Origin of the sequence: Rufibacter sp. XAAS-G3-1 (genome assembly GCF_013623775.1) — a bacterium.
In the GTDB taxonomy this organism is placed as follows: Bacteria; Bacteroidota; Bacteroidia; order Cytophagales; family Hymenobacteraceae; genus Nibribacter.
Genome location: NZ_JABFAM010000007.1, coordinates 436,910 through 462,340 on the forward strand (window position 1 = coordinate 436,910; position 25,431 = coordinate 462,340).

Sequence of the window (25,431 nt, forward strand, 5' to 3'; positions counted from 1 at the left end):
ATCAATTCTCCTCCTCACGTTTCTACCTGCGGGTAACCTGTAGCGCATTGGTTTTAGGGCTGTTTTCCCTAAAACAGGCTTAAAACGGCATCTTTCACTTAATCATTTTACTTTTTAGCGTGCTGGCGGGATTTTTGCGCGTATTATGGCTAAATTCGTAAAAAAACAGAGTTGAAGTTCAGGTACATCCTTCCCTTCCTTTTTTTATTCATCTCTCTTCTTTGTTGGGGAGGGGCGGCTATTTTGCAGCTGAGTGTGCAGCGAGACTTGCTGGCGGCTCCAGAAAAGAAGATGGTGGAGGAAGTACAGGACAGGCTGCAAGGTCTTGTGCAGCAGGCTGAGCAGGAAATGGCCTTTGTTTCCCAGAACCTGTCGCCAGATTCTGGCTTGTTTTCCAGAAATCTCCCCAAAACCAGCACCCCTCTTTTTATCTACCGGCAGAACAAACTGGTGTTCTGGTCAGAGCATTCTTTGCGCCCCGAACTTGACCCACGGTATTTAGAAAAAGCGCAACAGGTGGTAGAAAACCGGTTCGGGCGTTTTATAGTATTGCACCAGCAGCCCAAACCGGAGTATCATGTGCTGGCGGTTATTCCGCTGGAGATCAGGTACGGGATCAGCAATGCCTATCTGCGCAGCGGCCTCAATCCCCAGATCTTTGAAGAGCATGTCGCCTTTATGCAACTGGAGCCAGGAGGCGGGGCCATTCCTATTATAGACGCCAAAGGCAATTACCTTTTTTCTTTACGTGCCTTAGACCCCGGTCAGTGGTTGCACGCCGGCAAGTTAGCGTTGGTGCTCTATCTGCTGTCTATCATGGCGGGGGTACTATGCCTGGTGACGTTTTACCAGAAACTTAAAAGCACGGGAAAGGAAGTGGCGGCCTTATGGACGTTCCTTTTGGGTTTGTTGCTGCTGCGGTTGGTAATGCTGTTATCGCAGTTCCCAAACAATGTGTACGAACTGGAACTGTTTAGCCCGCGGGTGTACGCCGCCGCCTGGTGGTCGCCATCTTTGGGCGACCTTTTGCTCAACGAGGTTTGCTTTCTGGTGATGTCCGTACTGGTGTATCGTTTCGCCAGAGCCACCCGTTTCTGTGCTGTTTTTCAGAAAATGGCACAGAAACGGCTTTGGATATGCGTGGTGACAGGGGTGGTGATCACGGTGCTCATCATTAGCTGGTATGAAACGTACCGAAGCCTGTTTGTCAACTCCCAACCTAGCTTTGACATCACCCAGAACATTCAGATTGGCCCCCAGAAGCTGTTGCTATACCTGGTCATGGTGTTGCACACGCTCGCCCTCAGTTGGATTCTGCGGCTCTTGCTGAACGCGCTTCCGTTTACCGCCCATGGGAAACTCCCGTTCGCGTATGCCTGGATAACGGTTCTGGTGCTGGCCTTAGGATGGGCTTTCTGGCGCGATGCTCCCAGCGGAAATTGGGTGGTGTTGTTCGCGAGTGCCGCGCTGGTGGGTTGGGAACAACTGCACCGCAAACTAGGGCAGCGGGCCGGTATCTATTCCAGTATTTTTCTGCTGAATATTCTGAGTGCCAGTTTAGGGGCAGCGGCGCTCTATGATCTCTACACAGTGCAACTTAGGGCCGACAAACAACGGATTGCCGCGCAGCTACTCAAAGACCGGGATGATCTCACCGAGTATTTATTGGCGCAGGCCGCCGAAGACATAGGGCATGATCCGTTGGTGCAGTACGTGGTGAGTGCGCCCTGGGGCAATCTGAATCTGGTGGAGCAGAAAATCAAGCGGCACCACCTGCGCAATATCACTGAGAACTACGCGGTGATGGTGCGCTTATTTGATGTTAACGGCGAAAGCTTCCAGTACCGGGAAGATAGTCTCACCAATCTGCGGTCGTATGCCCAGGCTTGGGCCCCCAAAGCCAGAAACACAAACCAACGCGGGCAATTGCTGGTGGGTTCTGAGACTGACCCGGGGAGGTTTACTTACCTGCAGGAGATAAAGGTGCCCGTCAATTTTCAGCAGTGGGTCACGGTGGTGCTGGAGGTAAGCCCTAAAATAACCGCTCCCAACAGTGTGTTGCCAGAATTATTGGTAGAACGCAGAAACTCTCAGGTAAACACCATTCCGTCCAGTAGCTACGCGCTCAGGAAAGGAAACCGCTGGCTCAAAGCAGAAGGGTATTTTGAGTACGGACAAGAGTTTCCTCCCAGGCTTTTCAATGTTCCGCAGTTGTATACCCAAGGGTTGACCATTGAAGGGTATCACCATTTGGGGGCCCGGGCAACAAATGGAACCGTGGCTTTGGTGAGTACGCCTTCGTATGGCGGGCGTTCATGGTTGTCTAATTTCTCTTTCCTTTTTCTGCTGCACACCTTCTCGCTGTTTTCTTTGCTGTTGCTGGTGATGCTCTCCCGGGGGCAGCTCATTGAAACCATCATGTCTACGTTCAGCACTAAGATTCAGCTGTTTCTGAACCTGGGCGTGTTGGTGCCCCTGGTGCTGGTCAGCCTTACCATAGGCAGTCTGGTGACCAACTCTTACCGCCAGGATCTAATCAGAGGCTACACCGACCAAGGCGAGTTTGTGCGGCAAAACATTCTTACCAGTAACTGGGGCGCCAACCTGTTCAAGGGAAGAGCAGATTCGCTGACCCGCCGGGTAAACCGACTGGCCGTGATTGCCCAAGCCGAGCTGAATATCTACAATGCCGATGGAGTGCTGCGTATTTCCAGCCAGCCCGCCCTGTTTGAGGCCGGGGTTCTTTCTACCAGGCTGAACCCCCAAGCGTATGAAGTGCTAAAGGAGCAAGGCCTCAACCGTATTCTGTTGCAGGAAAAGGCTGGTGAACTGCCGTACAGCACCATCTACGTACCCTTACGGTCAAGCCCCACCACCAATCCGCAGGGTTACCTGGGCATCCCTTTCTTTGATTCCCAGAAAGAACTGGATACCAAGCTCATTCAGCTCATCACTACCATTCTCAATATCTTTACGGTGCTGTTTCTGTTGTTCGTGCTCATGAGCTATATGGCTACCCGCGCGCTCACGGTTCCTCTGCAACTCTTAACCGAGCGTCTGAAACGGACTTCTTTGACGGGCAGCAACGAGAAACTGGTGTACCAGTCCCGTGACGAGATTGGCTTGCTGGTGCACGAGTACAACCAAATGTTGCAAAAGCTGGAGGAAAGCAAGCAGGAACTCACGCTGCGGGAAAAAGAGGCGGCCTGGAAAGAAATGGCCCGGCAGGTGGCGCATGAGATCAAGAATCCGCTTACGCCCATGAAGCTCTCGTTGCAGTACCTGCGCAAAGCCATGCAGGAAGGGCGCGGCAACCTGGAAGACCTCATTGAGAAAATCTCCAACACCATTATCACCCAGATTGATGTACTAAGCGATATTGCTACCTCGTTCTCCAACTTTACGGCCATGCCTGATTTGAAACTGGAAACGCTGGAGTTGAAGGAGTTAATCCGCAGAACCACAGATCTGCACCTGAACCCGCAACAGCACCGGGTAACGGTCACCATGCCCCAGGAACCAGTGTACGTACGCGCCGATGAAAACCAGCTCATAAGAATCTTCAACAACTTGCTGCTAAACGCACTACAGGCCGTTCCTTCTTCGCGAACCCCAGAAATAAAAGTAACCCTGGAACTGGTGAGTCCGCAATGGGCGTTGGTGGCGGTGCAGGACAACGGAACCGGTATTCCCGAAGAGGTGCAGCCCAAGATCTTTATCCCCAATTTCAGCACCAAATACACGGGGTCTGGCATTGGGTTGGCAGTAGTGAAAAAAGGCGTGGAAGCCATTGGCGGCTCTATTTGGTTTGAGACGGAGGAGAATGTGGGCACTACCTTTTTCCTGAAACTGCCTGTGATGCCCGCATGAGGTGCTGGAGAGTCATATTCTTTTTAGTTTCAGTACTTCTGGGGGCAGGGCAAGCCCAGGGGCAGGAACTGTCTAACCGCCGTTGCCAATGGGTGACAGTACAGCCGGGCGTTTTTAAGCTGGATTCTCTCACCATTGCCGAAAACACCATTGAAATTCTGGATAGGCGGCAGATCCGTCGTCCGCTGGGTTTCCACTATGATCCGGTTTCCAATCTATTCCAATTCATCGGGGTACCCGAAGCAGAACCCACGCCCGCCTTCCGGCCCGATAGCATTGCCGTAGACAGTAGCGGTGCGTTTTCGGCCAGATTTTCTAAAAACAGCCCTACAATAGATTCGGTGCTGGTGTGTTATAGGGTGCTGCCGCTGAATATGGCCTCGCCCAGCTTCAAGCGCGACATCCGTACCTGGGACTCTACTTCGTTTGAACGCTCGTACGTTCTTAACCAGGCGGCTCCGCGCGAGGAGCTTTTCAAAACTCCAGGCCTAAACAAAACCGGAAGCATTTCCCGGGGCGTTTCCATTGGGAACACCCAGAACGTGTTTGTGAATTCGGCCTTGAATTTACAGCTGGAGGGAAAACTGACGGACGAGATAAGCCTCACCGCCTCCATTACCGACCAGAATATTCCGTTCCAGCCCGAAGGCAATACGCAACAGCTACAGGAGTTTGACCGGGTGTTCATTACGCTGCAGCACCGGCTCTGGACATTGACCGGCGGAGATGTGGTGCTGCGCAACCGCCCCACCTCGCACTTTCTACGGTTCTACAAAAACGTACAGGGCGGCGCGCTGGAGATAAACCGGGGCAAACCTGGTTGGGAAAGCGCGACCACGGTGGCGGCCTCGGTGGCGAAGGGGAAATTCGCGTCAGAGAACATCACGCCCCTTGAGAGTGTGCAGGGGCCTTACCGTTTGCGCGGCCCCAACGGCGAGCGCTTCATTATTGTGCTGGCCAACTCAGAACGCGTGTACTTAGACGGCAAACTGCTGGTGCGGGGGTTTGACTACGACTATGTCATTGACTACAACCAGGCCGAAATCACGTTCACGCCCAAATGGATCATCACCAGAAATTCCCGAATACGGGTTGATTTTGAATATTCAGACCTAAACTACACCCGCAGCGTGGTGCATGCCAGCCACTACCAGAAAATGGGTAAGTTCAACGTGTACGGCAACTTCTACAACGAAGCCGACAATCCCAACAATCCGCTTACGCTCAACCTGAGCACCGATGAGAAACGCCTGCTCTCCCAGATTGGCGACCGGTTGGACTTAGCCGCCACGCCCAGCGGAGACTCGGTACGCTTTGACCGCAACCAGGTCTTGTACCAGCGCAAAGACACGGTGACCGCCAGCGGCACCTACAACATCTTCCAGTATTCCACTGATTCTACCCAGGCCTACTATGCCGTCAGTTTTACCGAAGTAGCGACCGGCGGAAATTATGTTCTGCAGAACACCACCGTGAACGGGCGCGTTTTCCAGTGGGTGGAACCGGTGAACGGGGTTCCGAAGGGAAATTACGAGGCCATACGCATTCTGCCCACGCCCATCCAGAAACAGATGATGACCCTGGGCGGAGTCTGGTCTTTAGATGAGAAAAGTAGTGTGTTCCTGGAAGTGGCCGGTTCTAAAAACGACTTGAACCGCTACTCTAATCTGGACTCTGGCGATGATCAGGGGAAAGGCGTTAGGGTAGGGTACCAGCTAAATGACCGTACCGTTAAATTTTTAGGCGACTACAAACTCCGTAGTACCATGACCTATGAGTACACTGATCCGAACTTTACGCCCATTGACCGCTACCGCGACATTGAGTTTGACCGTGACTGGAGCAGCCCCACCAATACCACATTGGCCAGACAATCCAGAATTGAGGATCATATTTTCACGTTCACGGTGGGCGGGGTGAAAGACGCGCTGCATTTCATCAATTACCGTATCAGTCGCCGGTACCGCCCCACGGAGGTAGACGGTGTGCAGCATGTGGTGGAACTGGCGCAGAAAATCAAAGGACTGGAACTCCGCGGAAACTTCTTTCTACTGAAGAACGAGCAGGCCGAAAGTACTTCTGACTGGGTGCGGGGCGAAGTAGGCATCCAATATCCTACCCGTTTCTTTACGCCGGGTTACGTGTACCGGTTTGACAAAAACCGGATTACCTCCAAGCTCAATGAGGCGTTGCTGGGTTCGGCCAACTACTTTGATGACCACCTGTTTTACATAGAAAGCCGCGACACCGCCAGTTTCAAGTACCGCGCCGAGTACAGCCGCCGGGTTGATTTCAGGCCTGAAAACGGAGAATTAGGCAATAAACAGATTGCCAACACCTTCAACTTCAGTACTGCCGCGGTCATCAGGAAAAGTCATCAGGTGACGGCCTTGATCACCCTCCGCAACCTTCAGGCGCGGGATAGCCTTAGGGAAACGACGGTGCTCTCAAAAGTAGATTGGACGGGTGATTTCCTGGATAGGCACCTGCGGTCTGAGATGTCTTATGCCATTGGAACCGGCCGCGAACTGAAACGGGAATATCTGTTTGTAGAAACCATTCCGGGGCAGGGCACACACTTTTTTGAGGATCTGAACCAGGATGGCCGGCAGGATCTGAATGAATTCTTTGAGTCGCAGCCGTCAGACCCACCGTACCGGCGAAACTTCATCAGGCTATTCATTCCTACGGATGCATACGTGATAGCCTATACCAACCAGTTCACGTTTCGGCTGAACAGCAGTCTGCCCCGCACCTGGCAAACGGCAGAGGCCAGATTTAAACGGATTGTCTCCAAGTTTTCGGCGTTGTCTTTTGTGACCATTGACAAACGCACTACTGATGATAATCTGCGCCACCGCTTTAATCCCTTCAGCCTGAGCTTTGCCGATACCAGCTTATTGGCCCTCAACAGGTCTTACCGGAATACGCTCTATTTTAACCGAAGTAACCCCAAATACGGCCTTGAGTGGACGTTTCAGCAAGGCTTGCAGAAGATCCTGCTTACCAACGGTACCGATGTGCGCAATAACACCAGCCAGCAGGTGCTGGCGCGGGTGAACTTAACGGAAGTCTTTTCCAGCCAGTTAAACGTGACCCGCTCTAAACGCGAAAGCGCCTCTAATTACCTTACCACCAAAAACTTTCTGATCCGCTCCTGGGAGGCCATGCCGGAGCTTTCTTACCAGCCCAATCCCACCATCCGGTTTACCGGCACCTACCAGTGGATGAACAAAGAAAATGAACAGGGCGCGCAGGAACGGGCGCAGTTCCATGAACTAGGCACAGAAACCCGGTTGAGCCAGGTAGGGAAACGCACCGTCACCGGAATTGTGCGGTACATCAAAATAGACTACACCGGGTTAGACACTTCGCCGGTGGCCTATGAAATGCTGAACGGGTTTAGGGCCGGCAACAACCTCACCTGGAACCTGGCCCTGCAACAACGCCTCAGCAGCGGCCTCAACATTACCGTAGATTATGATGGCCGTAAACCGCAGGGCATCAGAACTATTCACACCGGCCGTATGCAGGTTTCGGTTCTTTTTTAAAGCTCATCAGCAGTTAAGCTAGTCTTCAGAAACTACGCGGCAGACACTTTGAATATCTCTTTGTCATCCTGAAAGGATCTTGTGGGCAAACTAGAAAAGCTGTAAATAAACGCCAGTACTGTTTTCACCAAGATCCTTTCAGGATGACAAAGAGAGAAGAAGATGTAGTGATTTCAGTACCATTGCATAAGTAGAAAGCAAAGACGGAAAACCTAGGCTGTCACCAATCTACTGGTTTTCATTTCTTTCATAGCGCGCAATAATTTCCTGGGCTTCTTCCTGGTCTAACGAAGAGACAATCACCTTTACGGCCCCGCCGCCACCGGCAGACACTTGCCAGGGAGCAATAGAACCTATGTGCTGGTCTTGCAGGAAGGCTGGGATGTTGGCGTTCTCCAGCATGCTCTTCACCACATTTGCCTCCATGGCATTGCCAGAAAAAACAAGTACCGGCTTTGGTTCAAGGTTGTCACCCATAGCATTGTATAATAAGGAAAGTAGAGAATAGAAAGATAGCTTTTTTACTGCAAAATCATACGTGCTACTTGCGTTTAGGGGCTGTTTTTCCAAAAGCAGCCCCTAAACGCAAATGCCCACTCCTATTTCTAAATTCCTGATTCTTAATTACGTGGTGGTGTAATGCCGCTTGAGCCAGGCACTAATGCCGCTGAGGCCGGGGAAGAGAACCCGCTCGGTGATGTTGGCTTGATCCAGTTTGTCCCTGATCTCCCATTTCAGTTTGGCCGGAATGATGATGCGGTAATAAAGTTCTGGGTGCTCTAAAAGCCAGTCGCAGAGCATGGCGGCTGGCGTAGACATCATGGAGAAAAGTGCGTATTGGTGCACAATGCGTTCATCTAAGGAAGGCGGTTCCATAAACAGCACGAAGGGTTTCTCCTGAAATTCGCTTAAACTATTAAGAGAACTGGCAATAGGTTCCAACACCTCTGGGGTGAATACATTGGAACCTTCCTGCCGGATAGCGTCTTGAAGTTTCTCGGGCAGGTACTCCGTTGATTTCACGTAGTTCACACACCAGATAACTCCGTCTTCATGGAAATTGCTGAGGTCTGAGGTGGCAAAATGCAGCGCAACATATGGTGAATACGTCCAGTCCATCAAGCGGGTGGGCAAGCCATGGTGTTGGGCTACGGCCAGCCAGTTCCAGAAAGATTCGCCCACTTCCATGGTGCCCCGGGAGTATTTGCGGAAGTTCCGGAGAAGGTGCGGTTCCAGTTTTTGGTAATCTCCGCCAATACGCATAAGGCTGGTTTTCAGATTATAGCCTTTGTTCCATAAGCCCCTGAACACATAAGGAGAACGGTAACGGTTTAGCTTATCATCCCAGGAATCCCTGAAAAGCTCACGCTGCAGCTCTTCCCAGGTTTCAATTCGTAAGTCATTGGGCATGGCCAATGAGGCAGATGACGCTTCTTCACTCATGTCGTTTTCTACGATGTTGTAGGCCATGGGAGTTCTGGTGCGGTAACAGATTACGGGTTAATTCAAGCGTTTAAGTACTAATACGAAAGGGGCATGGCCGGTTGTTTGCCCACGTGCAGGTTTGTGGAGAAATAGCCGTTTAAGGGCTGTTTTCTCTAAATCACGTAAAAATCAGCAGAGCAGACGGTACATCTGCTCTGCTGATTTTTAATAGTAGGAACCTGATAAAAGGTAATGCTGCACGTAATCCTGAATGCCCTCTTCCAGCGTATGGAAGGGTTTGTCATAGCCAATGCTTCTTAGTTTGGCCATGTTGGCTTGGGTGTAATACTGGTATTTGTCCCTGATATCCTCGGGGGTGTCCTTGAAATCTATGTTGATGTCAGCGCCCATGGCAGTGAAGGTGTTGAAGGCCAGATCCAAAAACGTGCGGGCCTCGCCGCTGCCCAGATTATAGATGCCCGAGTTTTTGCGGTGGTGCATGAGCCAGTACAGCACGTCCACCACGTCTTTCACGTACACGAAGTCGCGCATCTGTTTGCCGTCTTCGTAGTCTGGGTTGTGCGAGCGGAACAAGGTTAAACGGCCCGTGTCTTTAATAGAGTTGAACGCGTGCATCACCACCGAGGCCATTCTGCCTTTGTGGTACTCGTTGGGGCCGTACACGTTGAAGAACTTCAGCCCTACCCAAAAGAAAGGTTTGGCGGTCTGTTCCAGCGCCCATTGGTCGAATTCATTTTTGGAATCGCCGTAGGCGTTGAGCGGCCGCAGCAGGGAAATCAAAGACTCGTCATCGTCATACCCCAAGGTTCCGGAGCCGTACGTGGCCGCCGAGGAGGCGTACACCAGCGGAATCTGGTACTCGCAGCAGGCGTTCCACATTTGTTTGGAGTAGTCCAGGTTCAGCAGATCCAAAACCTCGCGGTTGGTTTCGGTCGTGTCGGTGCGGGCACCCAGGTGGAAAATGAATTCCACGTCTTCGTAGTGCGTGTCCAGCCAGGTGAAGAAATCATGGCGGTCTACAAACTCCTTTATTTTTTTGCCTTCCACGTTAGGCAGCTTTTTCGCCACAGAAAAGTTGTCCACCACCACTATGTCATTGAAATTGGCGGCATTGAGACGGGAAACAAGGCAACTGGCGATAAAACCGGCAGCTCCGGTGACTACTATCATGCAAATAGGGGTTTAAGTTGGGTGCAAAGCTACCCAAAGGTACGAAAGTTTTGAACGGTAGGTCTTTCGCTGCCCACTTCAGCGCCGCGCGAAAACCTTCGTTTTAACGCTGTTTTTCTGAAAACAGCTTCTAAACATTTTTGCCTTGAGTTGTTGTTTTCGGTCTGATTTTGGAAAAGAAGCTCTAAAACAGGAAAATAGGAGGGAAGTGCTGGAATTTAGCTTCCATCCAATTCTGTATCTTTGATGCTAAGTGATTGGACAGAAATAACTATACTTTTCTTCTCTCTTTGTCATCCTGAAAGGATCTTAGTGGCGAACGGCAACGGCGTTTATGTACTGCTTTTCTAGTTCGCCCACAAGATCCTTTCAGGATGACAAAATGGATATTCTAATTCGTCCTGCCACTCATGGTATTTATGACAAACAACTTCTCTGTGACACGCACGGGTTTTAGGTGCGTTTTTCAAAAACAAAGGCTTTTCTGGTGGCTTTTCTGTGCGCTGGTTTTTTCAAGCTGCGAAAACAAGAAACCAGCTGCCACCGCTTCCGCCACTTTCCATACGGTGACCGATGACCTGGGCCGGAAAATAAAGCTCCCGGTACAGCCGCGCCGCGTTCTGGCTTTGGCACCTTCCATGACCGAGATGCTTTTCGCCGTAGCCGACACCGCCACTATTGTAGGCCGCACCCAGAACTGTGACTATCCGGCCGCCGTGTTGCCCAAGCCAGTCGTCAATAATTACCCCATGGATTATGAACGGTTGCTCTCCCTAAAGCCAGACGTGGTATTTGCCACCGAAGGCATTATCTCTATGGAGACTGCGGCGCAGGTACAGAAACTAGGCATTCCTATCTATTTCCAGGCGTATGACAGTGTGGCCGATATTCTGCGCGGACTCAGAACCTTGGGTTTTCTGCTTAACCGCGAAGAAAAAGCCAATGCCGTAGCCGATTCCCTCCAACACCAGCTAAACCAATTATCTGCTGATTCTGCCGGGAAAGCCCGCCCCAGCGTATTGGCCATTACCTGGCGAGACCCCATTTACGTGTACGGCCGCAATACCCTTTTCACCGACAAACTCCGCTACGCCGGGGCCCAAAACGCCGTCACGGAAACGTTTGCCCAACCGTACCCCGCCCTTACCCGCGAGTACATTTTGAAAATGGATCCGGAGGTGATCATTGGGGGCGATTTTGAGCAGATGGAGAAAACGTTTTTCTCTTTGTACCCAGAACTGCGCCGCATCAAAGCCTACCGGCAGAAACGTATCTATCATCTGGATGATGACCTGACTTCCCGCCCCAGTCCGCGCGTGGTAGAAAGCATTGCCGAAATTAAAGCCGTGCTAAGGTGAGAAAAGCATTGCCGTTCCTGCTGTTCCTGCTGGTGCTATTGGCCGTAGGGTTTCTCCTGGGCCTGAAAGTAGGGAGCCTTCCTACGTCATTCGCCACAATAGCCGATGCGTTTTTTGCCTATGAGCCCACCAATGCCACGCACTACAGCATCATCCACTTGCGATTGCCCCGGTTATTGCTGGCTTTTTTGACGGGTGCCTCGCTGGCTTTCTCTGGGTATCTCATGCAAGCCTTAGTCAACAACGCCCTCGCTGACCCTTATCTGCTGGGCACCGCCTCGGGAGCTTCCTTGGGGGCCTCTTTCAGTTTCTTCCTGTTCACTGACCTTACGTTTATGGGGCTGTACCTGCCGCCGTTCTTCGCCTTGGTGGGTTCTTTTGCCGTGACCTTGGTGGTAGTGCTGTTGGGCTCCAGAAGAGGGCAGTTGATTCCCAGCCAGATGTTGTTGGTAGGGGTGGCGTTGAGTTCTTTGCTCACGGCCCTGGTCAGTTTGATTATGTTTCTGTCAGATTCTGAAAGTCAGTTGAAATCTGTGGTATTCTGGAGCATGGGTGGGTTTGAGAAGGCAGATTGGTCTAACCTTGCATATCCGGCTACGGCCTTGGCGTTAGGGCTGGTGTTGTTTTTCTTCTTGCAGCGGCATCTGAGTGTGCTTCTGCTGGGAGCAGACCGGGCTGAGACCTTGGGCGTAGATGTACGGCTTATCCGGTGGGTGATGTTGGTTGCGGTTTCTGTGGTGACGGGGTTTGCCGTGGCATTCTCTGGGCCGGTAGGGTTTGTGGGGTTAATGGTGCCGCACATTACGCGCGCCCTGCTGGGAACCACCAACCGGTTTAACTTAATGGCCTGCGCCCTGGCCGGAGGTTTGTTTCTGGTAGTCTGTGACCTGATTTCCAGATGGATTTATCCGCCCGCCGGTATGCCAGTTGGTATCGTAACTTCGTTCTTTGGTGTGCCTTTCTTCGTATATTTGCTGCGAAGAAAGAACTACCGATTCAGTTAATGGTATACGTAAGCAGATTAGAGCATTTTAATGCGGCGCACAAGCTGCATAACCCCAATTGGTCGCTGGCTAAGAACAAAGAAGTTTTTGGGCCCTGCGCAAATGCCAATTGGCACGGGCATAACTATGAACTGATAGTAACGGTGAAGGGAAAGCCAGACCCAGACACAGGGTTCGTGATTGATTTAAAGCAGTTGAGCACGCTCATCAGGGAGCATATCATCAAAAAAGTAGACCATAAGAACCTGAACATGGATGTCGCCTTTATGGAAGGCAAACTGGCCAGCACAGAAAACCTGGTGATGGAATTTTGGAACATCCTGAACCCCCTCATTCCTCGTATATCTGGTGCACAGCTGCACAGCCTGAAATTATACGAGACGCCCCGTAACTTTGTGGAATATTTTGGTGAATAGAAACCCCTCACACTCCTAACGGACGAACAACCCGGCAAAATATATTTTATATAAAGTACAATAATTGTTGATTAGTAGCGTTTTGGCACAAACCTTGTGTTGAAGGGTTTATATCGGCTTTTCATTGTCATAGCCCCGTTACCGTTCAGACACATTCAATGAAATATTACATTATTGCCGGAGAACGCTCCGGCGACCTGCACGCCTCCAACCTGATCAAACAATTGCATCTGCAAGACCCCCAGGCCAGCATCAGGTGCTGGGGCGGTGACATGATGGAAGCGGCCGGGGCAGAATTGGTGAAGCACTACCAGGAAATGGCCTTTATGGGCTTTCTGGAGGCCGCCAAAAACCTTTTCAAAATCAAGCGTTTTCTGAAAGAGTGCCAAGATGACCTGCTCGTCTTCCAGCCCGATGTGGTGATCTTGGTGGACTACGCCGGGTTCAATATGCGCATCGCCAAGTTCGCGAAAGCGCACGGCCTCAAAGTATTCTATTATATCTCCCCCAAAATCTGGGCCTGGAACCAGGGACGCGTGCACACCATCAAAAAGCTGGTGGACAAGATGTTTGTCATCATGCCGTTTGAGAAAGACTTCTACCAACAGTTTGACTACAAAACCGATTATGTAGGGAATCCAGTCTCAGATGCCGTGGCGGCCCACCAACTAAACCCTAATTTCCGGCAGGAAAATGGTTTGGATGACAGGCCCATTATTGCGGTACTGCCCGGCAGCCGGCAGCAGGAGATAGAGAACATTCTCTACATCATGCTCAGTATTCTGCCTCCTTTCCAGGATTACCAATTTGTGGTAGCCGCCGTGAGCAATTTCTCTAAGGAATACTACGAAAACTTCAACCGGAAGCCCTTCATCAAAATCGTCTACGACCAGACGTACGATCTCCTGGCCAACGCCCAGGCCGCTCTGGTAACCTCCGGAACCGCCACCTTAGAAACGGCTATGTTCAGCGTGCCGCAAGTGGTGTGCTACCGTACCAGCGCCGTCTCTTACTGGATTGGCCGTGCCGTCATTAAAGTGCCTTTCATTTCCTTAGTGAACCTGATTGCCGGCCGCAAAGTAGTGCCAGAATTAATCCAGGGCAACATGAATGCGCAGAACCTGGTAAAAGAACTGAAGAACATCCTCCAGAACCCTGAAGGCCGTGCGGCTCAATTGGAAGGCTACAAACACGTGCAATCGCTCATTGGTGATTTCAACACGTCCCAGACCGCGGCCAAATTGATGGTGGAATACCTGCGCGAAGGAAAAACCACCCCAGACACCAGCAAGACTTTGGAGAGTGCGTCTTAGCCCTACTTTCTGAAAAGCAGCCCTGAAACCGCTCAGAGTGCTATATAAAAGAGAAGGCCTCCTTTACATGATGTAAAGGAGGCCTTCTCTTTTATATAGCTAAATTTTGTTTAGGCTACTTTCAGTTTCTTCACCGCCGATTTCTCAAATTTCTCACGGGCGTAGTCCAGCGTGATGACCAGGTCAGTGCTGCCGCCTTCCTGCTCTTCAGACGGAAGATCAAACATGGCATCGGTCATAATGCCTTCACAGATGGAACGGAGGCCGCGGGCCCCTAACTTGTATTCGGCGGCTTTCTCTACAATGTATTCCAGCGCGTCTTCGGCGAAGTCCAGGTTGATGTTCTCCATCTCAAACAGGCGCTTGTACTGCTTCACCAGCGAGTTCTTAGGCTCTGTTAAAATCAGGCGGAGGGTTTCATTGTCCAGCGGGTTCAGGTGCGTCACCACCGGCAGTCGACCAATCAATTCCGGGATCAACCCGAAGGATTTCAGGTCTTGTGAGGTAATGTAGCGCAGGAAGTTCTCGGTGTCCAGTTTCTCGTCCAGGTTGGTAGAGGAGAACCCGATGGGTTTGGTGTTCAGACGGCTCTTGATGAGACGGTCAATACCTACGAAGGCGCCGCCGCAGATGAAGAGAATGTTCTCGGTGTTCACCGAAATCATTTTCTGCTCCGGGTGCTTGCGTCCGCCTTGCGGGGGAACGTTGACAGAGGTTCCTTCCAGTAATTTCAGCAAGGCCTGCTGCACGCCTTCGCCAGACACGTCACGGGTGATGGAAGGGTTATCGCTTTTACGGGCTATTTTGTCAATTTCGTCAATATACACAATGCCGCGCTCGGCGGCCTCTACGTTGTAATCGGCGGCCTGCAATAAGCGGGTCAAGATGCTTTCCACGTCTTCGCCCACGTAACCGGCTTCGGTTAAAACAGTAGCATCTGCAATACAGAAAGGCACTTGCAAGACGCCGGCCAGCATGCGGGCCAAAAAGGTTTTCCCGGTACCGGTTTCGCCTACCATGATGATGTTTGATTTTTCAATCACCACGTCATCTGTTTTAGGCTTCTGCATAAGACGTTTGTAGTGGTTGTACACCGCCACCGACATCACCTTCTTCGCCTCGTCCTGACCTACCACGAACTGATCTAAGTAGGTTTTCATCTCGCGCGGCTTCATTAGGTTGAATTTAGGCGCACGGTTGGTAGCACGTAAGCGGTTCTCCTCATTTAAAATCTGCTGGGCCTGCCCAATGCAACGCTCACAGATATGCGCATTAATGCCTGAGATCATTACAGACACCTCTTTTTTATTTTTTCCGCAAAAGGAGCACGTGATTTCTGCCATAAACCGAGAGTGGGATATTCTATTTCCGGCCCTAAGATGGGACGGCTACGGCAAAGTTACAAAATAGGTTAAGCACTACGCCAAAATATTTTTACACAAGTTTTCCAGAGTAGGGCAGGAAGTGATTGGGCATTAGGTGATTATAAAATATAGTATATGTTGTATCTGATTGAAGGAGAATGCACTGTGTTAGCTAAATGAGAAAAATACACATTCTGTTTAGTAAGAAAATACATCAAAAGAATTTAAGAACAAGGTGAAAGGTGCTAGCCTTTTAAGCCTTCTTTCTAAAAATTAGCCTTAAAACAGCTTGAATGAATGGCTTATCAATTACTCTTTACCTGTTTTTACGGCTACAGCTTAACTCTCAGAAAAGAAGGCTGTAAGATTGTGTAAGGGATTAGAATACAAAAAAAGGCCCGCTTAAAAGCGGGCCTTTTCTACTATAACGTTTGGGCTAATTATGATTTATGACGGGTTAACACCTCATCAATCAACCCGTATTCCTTGGCTTCCTGGGCAATCATCCAGTAGTCACGGTCGCTGTCTTTGTCTACATCTTCAATCGGCTTGCCGCTGTGGCTGGAGATGATCTCATAGAGTTCTTTCTTCAGCTTCAGGATTTCACGCGCGGTGATCTCAATGTCTGAGGCCTGGCCTTGGGTACCACCCATGGGTTGGTGAATCATCACGCGGGCATGGGGTAGGGCAGAGCGCTTGTCTTTGGCGCCACCGCACAACAACACGGCGCCCATGGAGGCGGCCAAACCGGTACAGATAGTAGCCACGTCAGGCTGCACGTACTGCATGGTATCATAGATTCCTAGACCGGCATACACAGAGCCACCCGGGCTGTTGATGTACAGCAGAATGTCTTTCTTGGCATCTACGCTTTCCAGGAACAGTAACTGGGCGGTAATGATGTTAGCGATATAGTCATCTACCTGCGTGCCCAGGAAAATGATGCGGTCTACCATTAAGCGGGAGAACACGTCAATTTCACGGAAATTGGTAGGTCTTTCCTCAATCACGGAACGCGTCATGCTGGTGGGGTGCATGTTGGTTTTGCTTTCCAGGTGGGTCAGGTATTGGTCAACGCCTAGGCCACTCATGCCAAGGCCGTGTACGGCAAATTTTCTGAATTCGTCTTTGTTGTACATAAGGGTTCTGTTTAGATGCCTTAACTTAAAAAGAAACGCGTTGGTTACAAGATTTAAGCGAAAGGGGCAAACGGAGCTTGCCTGTTTCGGGTTTGTTTTTCTAAAATCAGGCCAAAAACGAAAAGGGACTTTTAACTGCCATTATGGCCGAATAACGGTATCATGTATCGTGAATCAGGTATCAAGATAAAAGTATTTACTTAATGACTCATGGTGTTTTCATGTAAAAGCTGTTTAGAGTTTTTCATTAACCGGCAGTTAGAGCAATTCCTCTGGTGCAAGCTTCCGTTTGCACCAGAGTTTTTAGGCTATATTTCATAAAAGCAAGCCAAAAACAAGAAGTTTACTTGTACACTGCCGCAAGCATCTGCTCATACCTCGTTTTAAGGTTAGTTTTATAAAAACAGGCGCAAAACTCTAAACAGCTTCGTAGCTATGCTGATAATGAAATTAAGAAAGGGTCTTAATACCTGATAGCCACTACGTGTGACCTGTCAGAAATGGTTGTAAATAAAAAAGTCCTTAGCATCTGCTAAGGACTTTTTTATTTACAACCATTTCTGACAACTACGCACCTACTTTGTTGCGGAATTCGTCAGCCGTGATGGTGTTTTCAGTAATGGTGATTTTGTCTTTCACAAATTCCAGCACTTTCTCAGCAACCAACGCCTCGTACTCATTCACGAAGTTCTTGCCGTTGTTTTGCTTTAAATGGTTGTCCAGGAAGTTGTTGAAGGTATCGGCCATCTCCTCAGGAATCTCCGGCATGTTGAACTGGGCCATCATTTTCTGACGCGCGCTGTTCACCACATCTTCGTTGCTTACTTTAAGGTCGTTCTCTTCCACCACTTTGTTGCGGATCATAGACCATTTCAGCTCTTTCACATATTGGTCGTAGAACTCGTCAATCTGCTCAGCGGTGATTTTGCCTTCGTTGGTCACGGCTAACCAGCGCTTGAAGAACTCAGTAGGAATCTCAATGGAAGATTTCTCCACCAGTTGGTCAATCACGTCGCGGTCTAGCACGTTTACGGCCTCACGGTCATAGTTTTCTTTGATCACCTCGCGTACTTTGGCGTCAAACTCTTCCTGGGTGGTCACGTTGCCTTGCCCGAAGATTTTGTCGAAGAACTCCTGGTTCATCTCGGCGTTCTGGGTGCGGTTGATTTTCTCTACCGTGAACGAGAACTGGCCATTCAGGTCTTTGGTTACGTCTTTGCTCAGACCGGTTACGTGCGCCAAAGCGGCATCGTCGCCAAACGCTGCGCGGATGTCAAAGGTGATGGTGTCACCGGGTTTCACGCCTACAAACGTGTCTACGCCAGAAACAACTTTGTTGATAGGAAGCAAGGTTTTGGTTTCGAACTCACCCTCTACTTGTTTCAGGTCGCCGTACAGGTAATCATTGGCCTCAGAAACCTCTGGGTTGGTAGTCTGCCCAAACTGGCGCTGCATCTGCTCGTAGGCTTCGTCAACGGTGGTTTGGTCAACCTCAATGTCATATTTCTGCACAGAAACTTCGCTTAACGGCAATTCAAATTCTGGCAGCAGACCCACCGAGTAGCTGAACTCAAACTCTTTCTGGGTATCCCAGTCAATGGAGTTTTCGTCTTGGCGGTCAGGAAGCGGCTCGCCTAAAATACGTAGTTTGTTTTCTTTGATGTAGTTGTTGACAGACTCTTGCAGAAGTTGGTTGATGGATTCCACCAAGATGCCTTTGCCGTACATCTTACGGATCAAACCAGCCGGAACCTTACCAGGGCGGAAGCCTTTGATGTTGGCTTTCTTGCTGTATTCTTTGATTTGCTCGTCTACACGGGGAGCGTAGTCAGCCTCTTGCAGGCTCACTTTTAGGCTGGCATTCTGGCCATCGGTTTGATTCAGGGTGATATTCAAAGCTATCAGGTTTTAATTGTGCTACGGTTAAATTGAAAAAACCCCCAACCCCGGTTGGGATTGAGGGTTTGACTTTTGTGCGGATGGAGGGACTCGAACCCCCATGCCTCGCAGCGCTAGATCCTAAGTCTAGTGCGTCTACCAATTTCGCCACATCCGCATCAATGTGTTTTTGTATTTGGTGATGCAAATGTAGCAAACACTTTTTTGTTTATGCAACTCTCTTTCGTTTTTTTTGTTGAAATTTATAAAAAACACCTCAAAAACGGATGGGCGCTTGCCAGACCCCGTATTTTGATGTACCTACCCACATGATTGATCACGAAGCCGAGCGAAAAGAGATCCTGCGTCATTACAGAAAGTTGCTGCGCCACGCCAAGCCTTTCTTAAAAGACAATGACGCCAAGATCATTAAGAAAGCATTCAATACCTCCTTAGAGGCCCATAAAGACATGCGCCGCAAATCTGGCGAGCCGTACATCTTGCACCCCTTGGCCGTGGCCCAGATTGCGGTGGAGGAGATTGGCCTGGGCACCACGTCTATTGTAGCCGCGCTGCTGCATGACGTGGTGGAAGACACCGACCTGGAAATTGCCGACATTGAGCGCGACTTTGGGCCGCGCGTGGCCAAGATCATTGAAGGCCTGACCAAGATTTCCGGCGTTTTTGAATACGGCACATCGCAGCAAGCCGAGAACTTTAGGAAGATGCTGCTCACGCTCTCAGATGATGTGCGGGTAATCCTGATCAAACTCGCCGACCGGCTGCACAACATGCGGACGCTGGGCAGCATGGCCCGTGACAAGCAGCTCAAGATCGCTTCTGAAACCATGTACCTGTACGCCCCTTTGGCGCATAGATTAGGTTTGTATGCTATAAAGTCTGAGCTGGAAGACCTGCACCTCAAGTACACAGACACCGAGACGTACAAATACATTTCCAACAAAATCAGGCAAACGAAGGCGGCCCGCAGCAAATTCATCGCTGATTTCATTGGCCCGGTAGAGGAGGAGCTGCGACGGCAAGGCTTCCAGAATTTTGAGGTGAAAGGACGTCCCAAGTCTATTTACTCCATCCTCAAGAAGATGAAGAAGCAGAACGTCACCTTTGAGGAAATCTATGATCTGTTCGCCATTAGAATCATTCTGGATGTGCCGTATGAGCAGGAAAAACCCGTCTGCTGGCGCGTCTATTCCATTGTGACAGATTTCTACCAACCCAACCCAGACCGCCTGCGCGACTGGATCAGCACGCCCAAGGCCAACGGGTATGAGGCGCTGCACACCACCGTGATGAGCAAGACCGGGCAGTGGGTGGAAGTGCAGATCAGAACCAAACGCATGGATGACATTGCCGAACGAGGCTACGCCGCCCACTGGAAATACAAAACCGGCAGCACCGGCCCTTCTGAGTCTGGCTTGGACAACTGGATCAACAAGGTGCGCGACATGCTGGACGTGAACAACACCAACGCCATTGAGTTCCTGGATGAATTCAGGACTAACCTGTTTGTGGAGGAGGTGTTCGTGTTTACGCCCAAGGGCGAGTTGATCATTCTGCCTGACCGCGCCACCGCCTTGGATTTCGCATTTGAGATTCACACGCACATTGGCTACCAAAGCCTGGGCGCGAAGGTGAACCAAAAACTGGTGCCACTCAGTTACCGGCTGCACAACGGTGACCAGGTCGAAATCCTGACTTCCCAGAAGCAGAAACCAACCGGCGAATGGCTTAAATTTGTGACAACCTCCAAAGCCCGGTCTAAGATAAAAGAGTATCTGCGCGAAGAACGGAAAAGCAAGGCCGAAGAAGGAAAGCAACAGGTGGAAGAACGGCTACAACAGATATCTATTGAAGAGTCGCCCGCCAACTTGAATAGATTGGCGGCTTATTTCAATGCTTCGTCACTGCAGGATTTCTATTATAGAGTGGCGGTGAACCTGATTGACCTGAAGGAAATCAAAGAATACATCTTCAATCCGCAGAGCGAGAAATACCGTCCTGCTTCATTGCTGCAAGGCTCCTCTTTTGACAAAGAGGTGGAGAAAATACGCGGCATCAACTCGCAGTTACTGGTGATTGGCGGCGGCACTGACAAGATTGACTACGAACTGGCCAACTGCTGCAACCCCATTCCGGGCGATGATGTGTTCGGTTTCCAGACGGTAGACCACGGCATCACTATTCACCGCACTACCTGCCCCAAAGCGGTAGAACTGATGTCAAACTACGGGCACCGCATTGTGAAAGCCAAGTGGACAGGGCAGCAAGAGCTTTCTTTCCTGGCTGGTATTGCCATCAAAGGAACAGACCGGGTAGGGCTGGTGAATGACGTGACCAAGATTATCTCCAACTCCCTCAAAGTGAACATGCGCTCCATCACCATTGACTCTCATGATGGGGTGTTTGAAGGTAGGCTGATGATTTTCGTGAATGACACCGCCCAGTTGGAGAAATTGATCCAGAAATTATTGAAGGTGAACGGGGTCTTAAGCGTTGATCGTTTTGACTCATAGTTTCTAAAATAGAGCTAAAAACGGAAACGCCCACCTAACGTAGGTGGGCGTTTCTGTTTCAACGTAAATGCCTCAATAGTGGCCTCTGTTTTGCGCCTACTTTCATGAAAACAGGCCTTAAACAGGTGGTTTATCTGTACACTGCCGCAAGCTGCCGGCGCCGCCGTTTTCTGCCTGTTTTTATGAAACAGGCAGAAAACTCTGTAAAAGGCTGTTATGTAATTGCTCTAAAAGCTGATCAAGTGGAATTGATTGCTTAGCTATGCCGAAATGTGAGACTCGAATAGTTATAACTTCTTATTCTATATAGCCTCTAGTAATTAGAATCTGTAATTTAAGCCAATGGTGATGTTTGACATGGGGCCGCTCTCCAGTTCTACGTGCGCTCCTACGTTGTTGGTGAAGTAATAGCGGGCACCGGCCAAAACGCCTACTTTTACTTCGCCCGTACTTTCTTCATAGTCAGACAAAAATGTATCATCCCAGTCAGCTTTTGATCTGGCGTACCCCAACGTCAAACCAGCATACGTGTCTAATTTTTCATTCTGGGTGAAGTTGTAGTGATAGGCTCCTTTGGCGGCGATGTACATGAAGGAAACTTTGAAATCTTCCTCCCATTTAACGTGTGCGTAGGAGAAAACCCCGCCTACGCCAATTACGCCCGGCCCAACGGCCACATTCAAACCTCTCTCATAGGAGAAGGTGAGGGGCTTGAGGGTGTTTGCGCCGCTGCCGTAGGTGTCTATCTTGTCTACCAATCCAAAGCCGATGCCTACTACGTTGGTGCCTCCAGAAAATGCCGCGGAAGGCTGTTTTTTCACTTCTGTCGGGCTTTCTGCTACGGTGGTTACGGGTTCTGCAACTGCTGCTTGTTGTACAGGGGCAACGGCTACTGCCGGAGGCGTGGTTTTTTTCTGGGTAGCAGCCGTTGGAGCCACTGGTTTTCTCTGCGTTGAAGCCGTAGCGGCCGTTTTCGGCTTCGCCGATGCCACTGTAGCCGACTTTGCTTTTGCAGGGGAAGCGGTGGCAGATGCGGTTTTCGCTTTTGCCTGCACTGCCGGGGTAGACGTTTTTGTTTTGGTTTGCGCAGAAACGCTAAGTGATGCCAAACATACCATACCGGTTAAGGTAAGTGCGCGCAATCCTGGCAAAAAGGTTAACTTTTTCATAACTGTGATTTCAGAAAGGGTAAAAAAATGTGTGGAAGGGGTTAAAATGAATGCGAGAGTTATGAGAATGTTTGAAAGGCCTTTCTTAACAATTCTTATTTCTGTTCCTGCTTCTTTAGACACAGTTAAAAGAAGTTACCCCTACTTTTTCCTTGAAAAATTTAGAGAACCAATATCCTTCTGCCCCATGTACAGCCAGAAAAAGCCCTGAGAATCTTGTTTTTCCCCGAGTAGCAGGGCGCCGGAAAGGATGGCCTTCTGCCGGTTTTTTGCCTGATTTTACAAAAAATGACCTAAAACAGGCATTGGAAGTGTTCTGCTAACAAAGGAGGGAAGTGATCCTGGACAATAGCTTTTATTGCGGTTCCCTTTTAGTGGAAGAGCATTTCTTTTGCGTTCGGTTTAAAAAGATGCTTAGCGGGTTAGCTTTTCAGGATTCCCTTTTTGGGTAGGTTTTTAGCATTCCCACATAAAACTGTTAAGTTTGTAGCAGAAGAAGGCGTATGGCACTAGATGAAGCGAAATTTTTGGAGGTGAAGAAGATTTTCACCGCCTATTTAGAAAGCAAGGGTCTCCGGAAAACCCCGGAACGCTATGCTATCTTAGAGGAGATCTATTCCCGCACCGGTCATTTTGATGTAGAGTCCCTGTACATCAGCATGAAAAACAAGAACTACCAGGTGAGCCGGGCTACCGTATACAATACCCTTGATCTATTGGTAGAAAATGATCTGGTAAGCAAACACCAATTTGGCCGTAATCTGGCCCAATATGAGAAATCATACGGCCGTAGGCAGCATGACCACGTGATTTGCACGGATTGCCACAAAGTGGTGGAGTTCTGTGACCCCCGGGTGCACAACATCCAAACCATGGTAGGAGAATTGCTGAATTTTAATATTCTGCACCATTCCCTAAATTTGTACGGCATCTGTGGCGACTGCCAGGCTAAATTAAACGCACCTTTCCATGAAAATTGACCACACGTTAGAAAATAACATCCTGTTTATAAGGTTAGAGGGCGATATGATTGGAGGGCCAGAAACCCAGCGCCTCATGGATTTGGCCAACACCACTATTGATGACTCCATGCTGCTTTCAGCCGTAGATTTATCTAACGTGCGGTTTATCAATAGCACTGGTATTGGCGTCTTGGTTTCCCTGTTAACCAAATTCAGGAACAGGGGCGGGGAACTGATCCTCATCAATCCATCAGAGCACATTCGTAAGTTATTAATCATCACAAAATTGAACGCCATCTTCACCATTGCCGAAGATGATTCCAACGCCGTTCAACTTCTAAAAGAATCTGTTTAAATGCCAGTTGACATTCTAGTAGGCCTCCAGTGGGGCGATGAAGGAAAAGGTAAGATCGTTGATGTACTTGCTCCTCAATATGATGTGGTAGCCCGTTTCCAGGGTGGCCCCAATGCCGGACATACCCTGGAGTTTGAAGGCACTAAACATGTCCTTCATCAAATACCCTCCGGTATTTTCCATGAGCACATTACCAATATCATAGGCAACGGAGTAGTTCTAGATCCAATCGTATTCCGGACGGAAGTGGAGAAACTCACGGCTAGAGGAGTAGATGCCACCCGTAACCTCTACATTTCCAAGAAAGCCCAGTTGATTCTGCCTTCGCACAAAAGCCTGGACAGAATCTCTGAAGAAGCCTTAGGAACCTCTAAAATCGGCTCCACCCAAAAAGGGATAGGACCTGCATATCAGGATAAAATTGGTCGCAGCGGACTTAGGGTAGGAGACATCCTGCTGCCAGATTTCCAGGAACGTTACCAGGCCACTGTTGAGAAGCATCAGAAAATAGCCTCTTTTTACCAAAAAGAGCTTGAATTAGAAGAACTGGAGCAGCAATTCTTCAGTGCCGTGGAGTTCCTGCGCACGTTCATCTTGGTAGATTCTGAGTACATGATCAACCAGGCAATCAAAGAAGGCAAAAAGATTCTGGCCGAAGGCGCTCAAGGATCCCTATTGGACATTGATTTCGGTACCTATCCTTATGTAACGTCTTCCAATACATTAGTAGCGGGAGCTTGCACCGGTTTAGGAATTGCTCCACGTCATATTGGCGAAGTCTATGGTATCTTCAAAGCGTACTGTACCCGCGTGGGTAGCGGCCCTTTCCCTACTGAGCTGCATGATGAAGTAGGGGAGAAGATTCGCCAGGCAGGCAGAGAATTTGGCTCTACGACAGGTCGTTCTCGTCGCTGTGGCTGGATAGACCTGCCCACGTTGAAGTATGCCATCATGTTGAACGGGGTAACCCAATTAAACATGATGAAAGCCGATGTCTTGGATGACTTTGATGAGATCAGTATCTGTACCCATTACCAGTTAGCCGACGGCACAGTGACAGACCAGATTCCCCATGATCTAGATAAAACTGATATCACCCCAGTCTATATTACTATGAAAGGTTGGGGAGAAGAGCTGAGAAAGTATGAATCTTATAATGCTTTACCTAAAGCGGTTCTGGAATACGTAGCGTACTTGGAGGAACAGCTTAACGTAAGCGTAAACATTATCAGCGTTGGCCCAGATAGAAAGAGTACTCTGGTAAAATAATTGATTGTTCTTAGTAGAAAGGGAGGGAAGGCGGAGCCGCCTTCCCTCCCTTTGTTTTTTAGGTAGGCGGAACTTCTGGCGGCCTAGGTTGATCCTAATCAAGGCTCCGAAAGGGAGTCCTTGCGGGGAATATTTCCTAAATCTGGAACTGCCTGGCCCTGAAGGTGGTTCCCATCTAGGCTGCGGTTGCAAAGCCCCTTAAAAGGAAAACTTACCCGGTCTCGTTTGGAAACCGTCAAACAATGCCTACCTTTGCATCCCGCCCGGCAGGGGAGGGGGATAATGCCAGACCAACCTAGTTTAGAAGGGAAAAGAAAAAAAGTTTCCCTCACCTATTGCAAAGCAAAAAGGATTCCTTACCTTTGCACTCCCTTCCGAAAGGAGGCTCGCTGACCGGCAGGGTTAGCGAGAAAAGAAAAAAAACTTCGATTTACCGCTTGTAAAAAGGAAGCTTCTTGTTACCTTTGCGACCCGCTTCAATGACAAGCCTAACGGCTGTGAAACGGATCGCTTCTCTTGCCGGAAGGGCGGAGAGTGAATAAAAAAAAAGTTTTGAAAAGTATTGCAAAGAGAAAGGAAGTCCTTACCTTTGCACCCGCTTCTAAAGCGAAGCACAGAAGACAGGCTAAGCCA

At 49.6% G+C, this 25,431-nt stretch carries 19 protein-coding genes and 1 tRNA gene; 12 read left to right on the forward strand and 8 right to left on the reverse strand.

The window, feature by feature from the left end; genetic code table 11:
* Positions 1-255 precede the first annotated feature (255 nt).
* Together HHO50_RS21550 and HHO50_RS10325 are read left to right on the forward strand one after the other, a co-directional pair.
* Positions 256-3,870 carry a HAMP domain-containing sensor histidine kinase gene (locus tag HHO50_RS21550; RefSeq protein WP_181305930.1) on the forward strand — a complete coding sequence of 1,205 codons (3,615 nt, stop codon included), beginning with the start codon at positions 256-258 and terminating at the stop codon, positions 3,868-3,870.
* Positions 3,867-7,421 carry a hypothetical protein gene (locus HHO50_RS10325; protein ID WP_181305931.1) on the forward strand — a complete coding sequence of 1,185 codons (3,555 nt, stop codon included), beginning with the start codon at positions 3,867-3,869 and terminating at the stop codon, positions 7,419-7,421. The genes HHO50_RS21550 and HHO50_RS10325 overlap by 4 nt, the downstream gene beginning before the upstream one ends.
* Before the next feature lie 228 nt (positions 7,422-7,649).
* Here HHO50_RS10325 and HHO50_RS10330 read toward each other — a convergent pair whose 3' ends face one another.
* The 3 genes from HHO50_RS10330 to rfaD form a co-directional block, all read right to left on the reverse strand.
* Positions 7,650-7,898, reverse strand: a complete 249-nt coding sequence (locus HHO50_RS10330; protein ID WP_181305932.1) for a DUF2007 domain-containing protein — start codon at positions 7,896-7,898, stop codon at positions 7,650-7,652.
* Positions 7,899-8,045: 147 nt separating this feature from the next.
* Positions 8,046-8,891, reverse strand: a complete 846-nt coding sequence (locus HHO50_RS10335; protein WP_255478677.1) for an FRG domain-containing protein — start codon at positions 8,889-8,891, stop codon at positions 8,046-8,048.
* A 180-nt stretch (positions 8,892-9,071) separates the two neighbouring features.
* Positions 9,072-10,037 (reverse strand): ADP-glyceromanno-heptose 6-epimerase, encoded by a 966-nt coding sequence (gene rfaD / locus HHO50_RS10340; protein ID WP_181305933.1) that lies wholly within the window; start codon positions 10,035-10,037, stop codon positions 9,072-9,074.
* A 566-nt stretch (positions 10,038-10,603) separates the two neighbouring features.
* On the opposite strand from rfaD, the gene HHO50_RS10345 reads away from it, so the two are divergent.
* The 4 genes from HHO50_RS10345 to lpxB all read left to right on the forward strand — a co-directional run bounded on the left by HHO50_RS10345 (position 10,604) and on the right by lpxB (position 14,128).
* Positions 10,604-11,395 (forward strand): ABC transporter substrate-binding protein, encoded by a 792-nt coding sequence (locus HHO50_RS10345; protein WP_370457569.1) that lies wholly within the window; start codon positions 10,604-10,606, stop codon positions 11,393-11,395.
* Positions 11,392-12,399, forward strand: coding sequence for an iron ABC transporter permease (locus HHO50_RS10350; RefSeq protein ID WP_181305935.1), 1,008 nt, complete (start codon positions 11,392-11,394; stop codon positions 12,397-12,399). The genes HHO50_RS10345 and HHO50_RS10350 overlap by 4 nt, the downstream gene beginning before the upstream one ends.
* Positions 12,399-12,815, forward strand: coding sequence for a 6-carboxytetrahydropterin synthase (locus HHO50_RS10355; protein ID WP_181305936.1), 417 nt, complete (start codon positions 12,399-12,401; stop codon positions 12,813-12,815). The genes HHO50_RS10350 and HHO50_RS10355 overlap by 1 nt, the downstream gene beginning before the upstream one ends.
* A gap of 158 nt (positions 12,816-12,973) precedes the next feature.
* The gene (gene lpxB, locus HHO50_RS10360) at positions 12,974-14,128 is read left to right on the forward strand and encodes a lipid-A-disaccharide synthase (RefSeq protein WP_181305937.1); all 1,155 of its coding nucleotides are present in this window, start codon (positions 12,974-12,976) and stop codon (positions 14,126-14,128) included.
* A gap of 110 nt (positions 14,129-14,238) precedes the next feature.
* Here the strand turns inward: lpxB and clpX are convergent, their stop codons facing one another.
* The 4 genes from clpX to HHO50_RS10380 form a co-directional block, all read right to left on the reverse strand.
* The gene (clpX, locus tag HHO50_RS10365) at positions 14,239-15,471 is read right to left on the reverse strand and encodes an ATP-dependent Clp protease ATP-binding subunit ClpX (protein ID WP_181305938.1); all 1,233 of its coding nucleotides are present in this window, start codon (positions 15,469-15,471) and stop codon (positions 14,239-14,241) included.
* A gap of 461 nt (positions 15,472-15,932) precedes the next feature.
* The gene (locus HHO50_RS10370) at positions 15,933-16,631 is read right to left on the reverse strand and encodes a ClpP family protease (protein WP_181305939.1); all 699 of its coding nucleotides are present in this window, start codon (positions 16,629-16,631) and stop codon (positions 15,933-15,935) included.
* Positions 16,632-17,198: 567 nt separating this feature from the next.
* A complete protein-coding gene (tig, locus tag HHO50_RS10375) occupies positions 17,199-18,527 on the reverse strand; it encodes a trigger factor (RefSeq protein WP_181305940.1) in 1,329 nt (442 codons plus the stop codon).
* A gap of 78 nt (positions 18,528-18,605) precedes the next feature.
* Positions 18,606-18,687, reverse strand: a tRNA-Leu gene (locus tag HHO50_RS10380).
* Positions 18,688-18,838: 151 nt separating this feature from the next.
* Between HHO50_RS10380 and HHO50_RS10385 the strand changes: the two genes are divergently transcribed.
* Both HHO50_RS10385 and HHO50_RS10390 read left to right on the forward strand, forming a co-directional pair.
* Entirely contained in the window at positions 18,839-21,043 is a 2,205-nt protein-coding gene (locus tag HHO50_RS10385; protein WP_181305941.1) for a bifunctional (p)ppGpp synthetase/guanosine-3',5'-bis(diphosphate) 3'-pyrophosphohydrolase, read from the forward strand.
* A gap of 104 nt (positions 21,044-21,147) precedes the next feature.
* Complete coding sequence (locus tag HHO50_RS10390; protein WP_181305942.1) at positions 21,148-21,303, forward strand: hypothetical protein; 156 nt, start codon at positions 21,148-21,150, stop codon at positions 21,301-21,303.
* A gap of 60 nt (positions 21,304-21,363) precedes the next feature.
* On the opposite strand, the gene HHO50_RS10395 is transcribed toward HHO50_RS10390, so the two are convergent.
* Entirely contained in the window at positions 21,364-21,864 is a 501-nt protein-coding gene (locus HHO50_RS10395) for a hypothetical protein (RefSeq protein WP_181305943.1), read from the reverse strand.
* Here HHO50_RS10395 and HHO50_RS10400 point away from each other — a divergent pair.
* The 4 genes from HHO50_RS10400 to HHO50_RS10415 all read left to right on the forward strand — a co-directional run bounded on the left by HHO50_RS10400 (position 21,827) and on the right by HHO50_RS10415 (position 24,798).
* Positions 21,827-22,423: a hypothetical protein gene (locus tag HHO50_RS10400; protein ID WP_181305944.1), complete on the forward strand. Its 597-nt coding sequence runs from the start codon at positions 21,827-21,829 to the stop codon at positions 22,421-22,423. The genes HHO50_RS10395 and HHO50_RS10400 overlap by 38 nt on opposite strands.
* 292 nt (positions 22,424-22,715) lie before the next feature.
* Positions 22,716-23,192, forward strand: a complete 477-nt coding sequence (locus HHO50_RS10405) for a Fur family transcriptional regulator (RefSeq protein WP_181305945.1) — start codon at positions 22,716-22,718, stop codon at positions 23,190-23,192.
* Positions 23,182-23,529 (forward strand): STAS domain-containing protein, encoded by a 348-nt coding sequence (locus HHO50_RS10410; RefSeq protein ID WP_181305946.1) that lies wholly within the window; start codon positions 23,182-23,184, stop codon positions 23,527-23,529. Before HHO50_RS10405 ends, HHO50_RS10410 begins: the two co-directional genes overlap by 11 nt.
* A complete protein-coding gene (locus HHO50_RS10415) occupies positions 23,530-24,798 on the forward strand; it encodes an adenylosuccinate synthase (protein WP_181305947.1) in 1,269 nt (422 codons plus the stop codon). It abuts the gene before it with no gap.
* Positions 24,799-25,431: the final 633 nt, after the last annotated feature.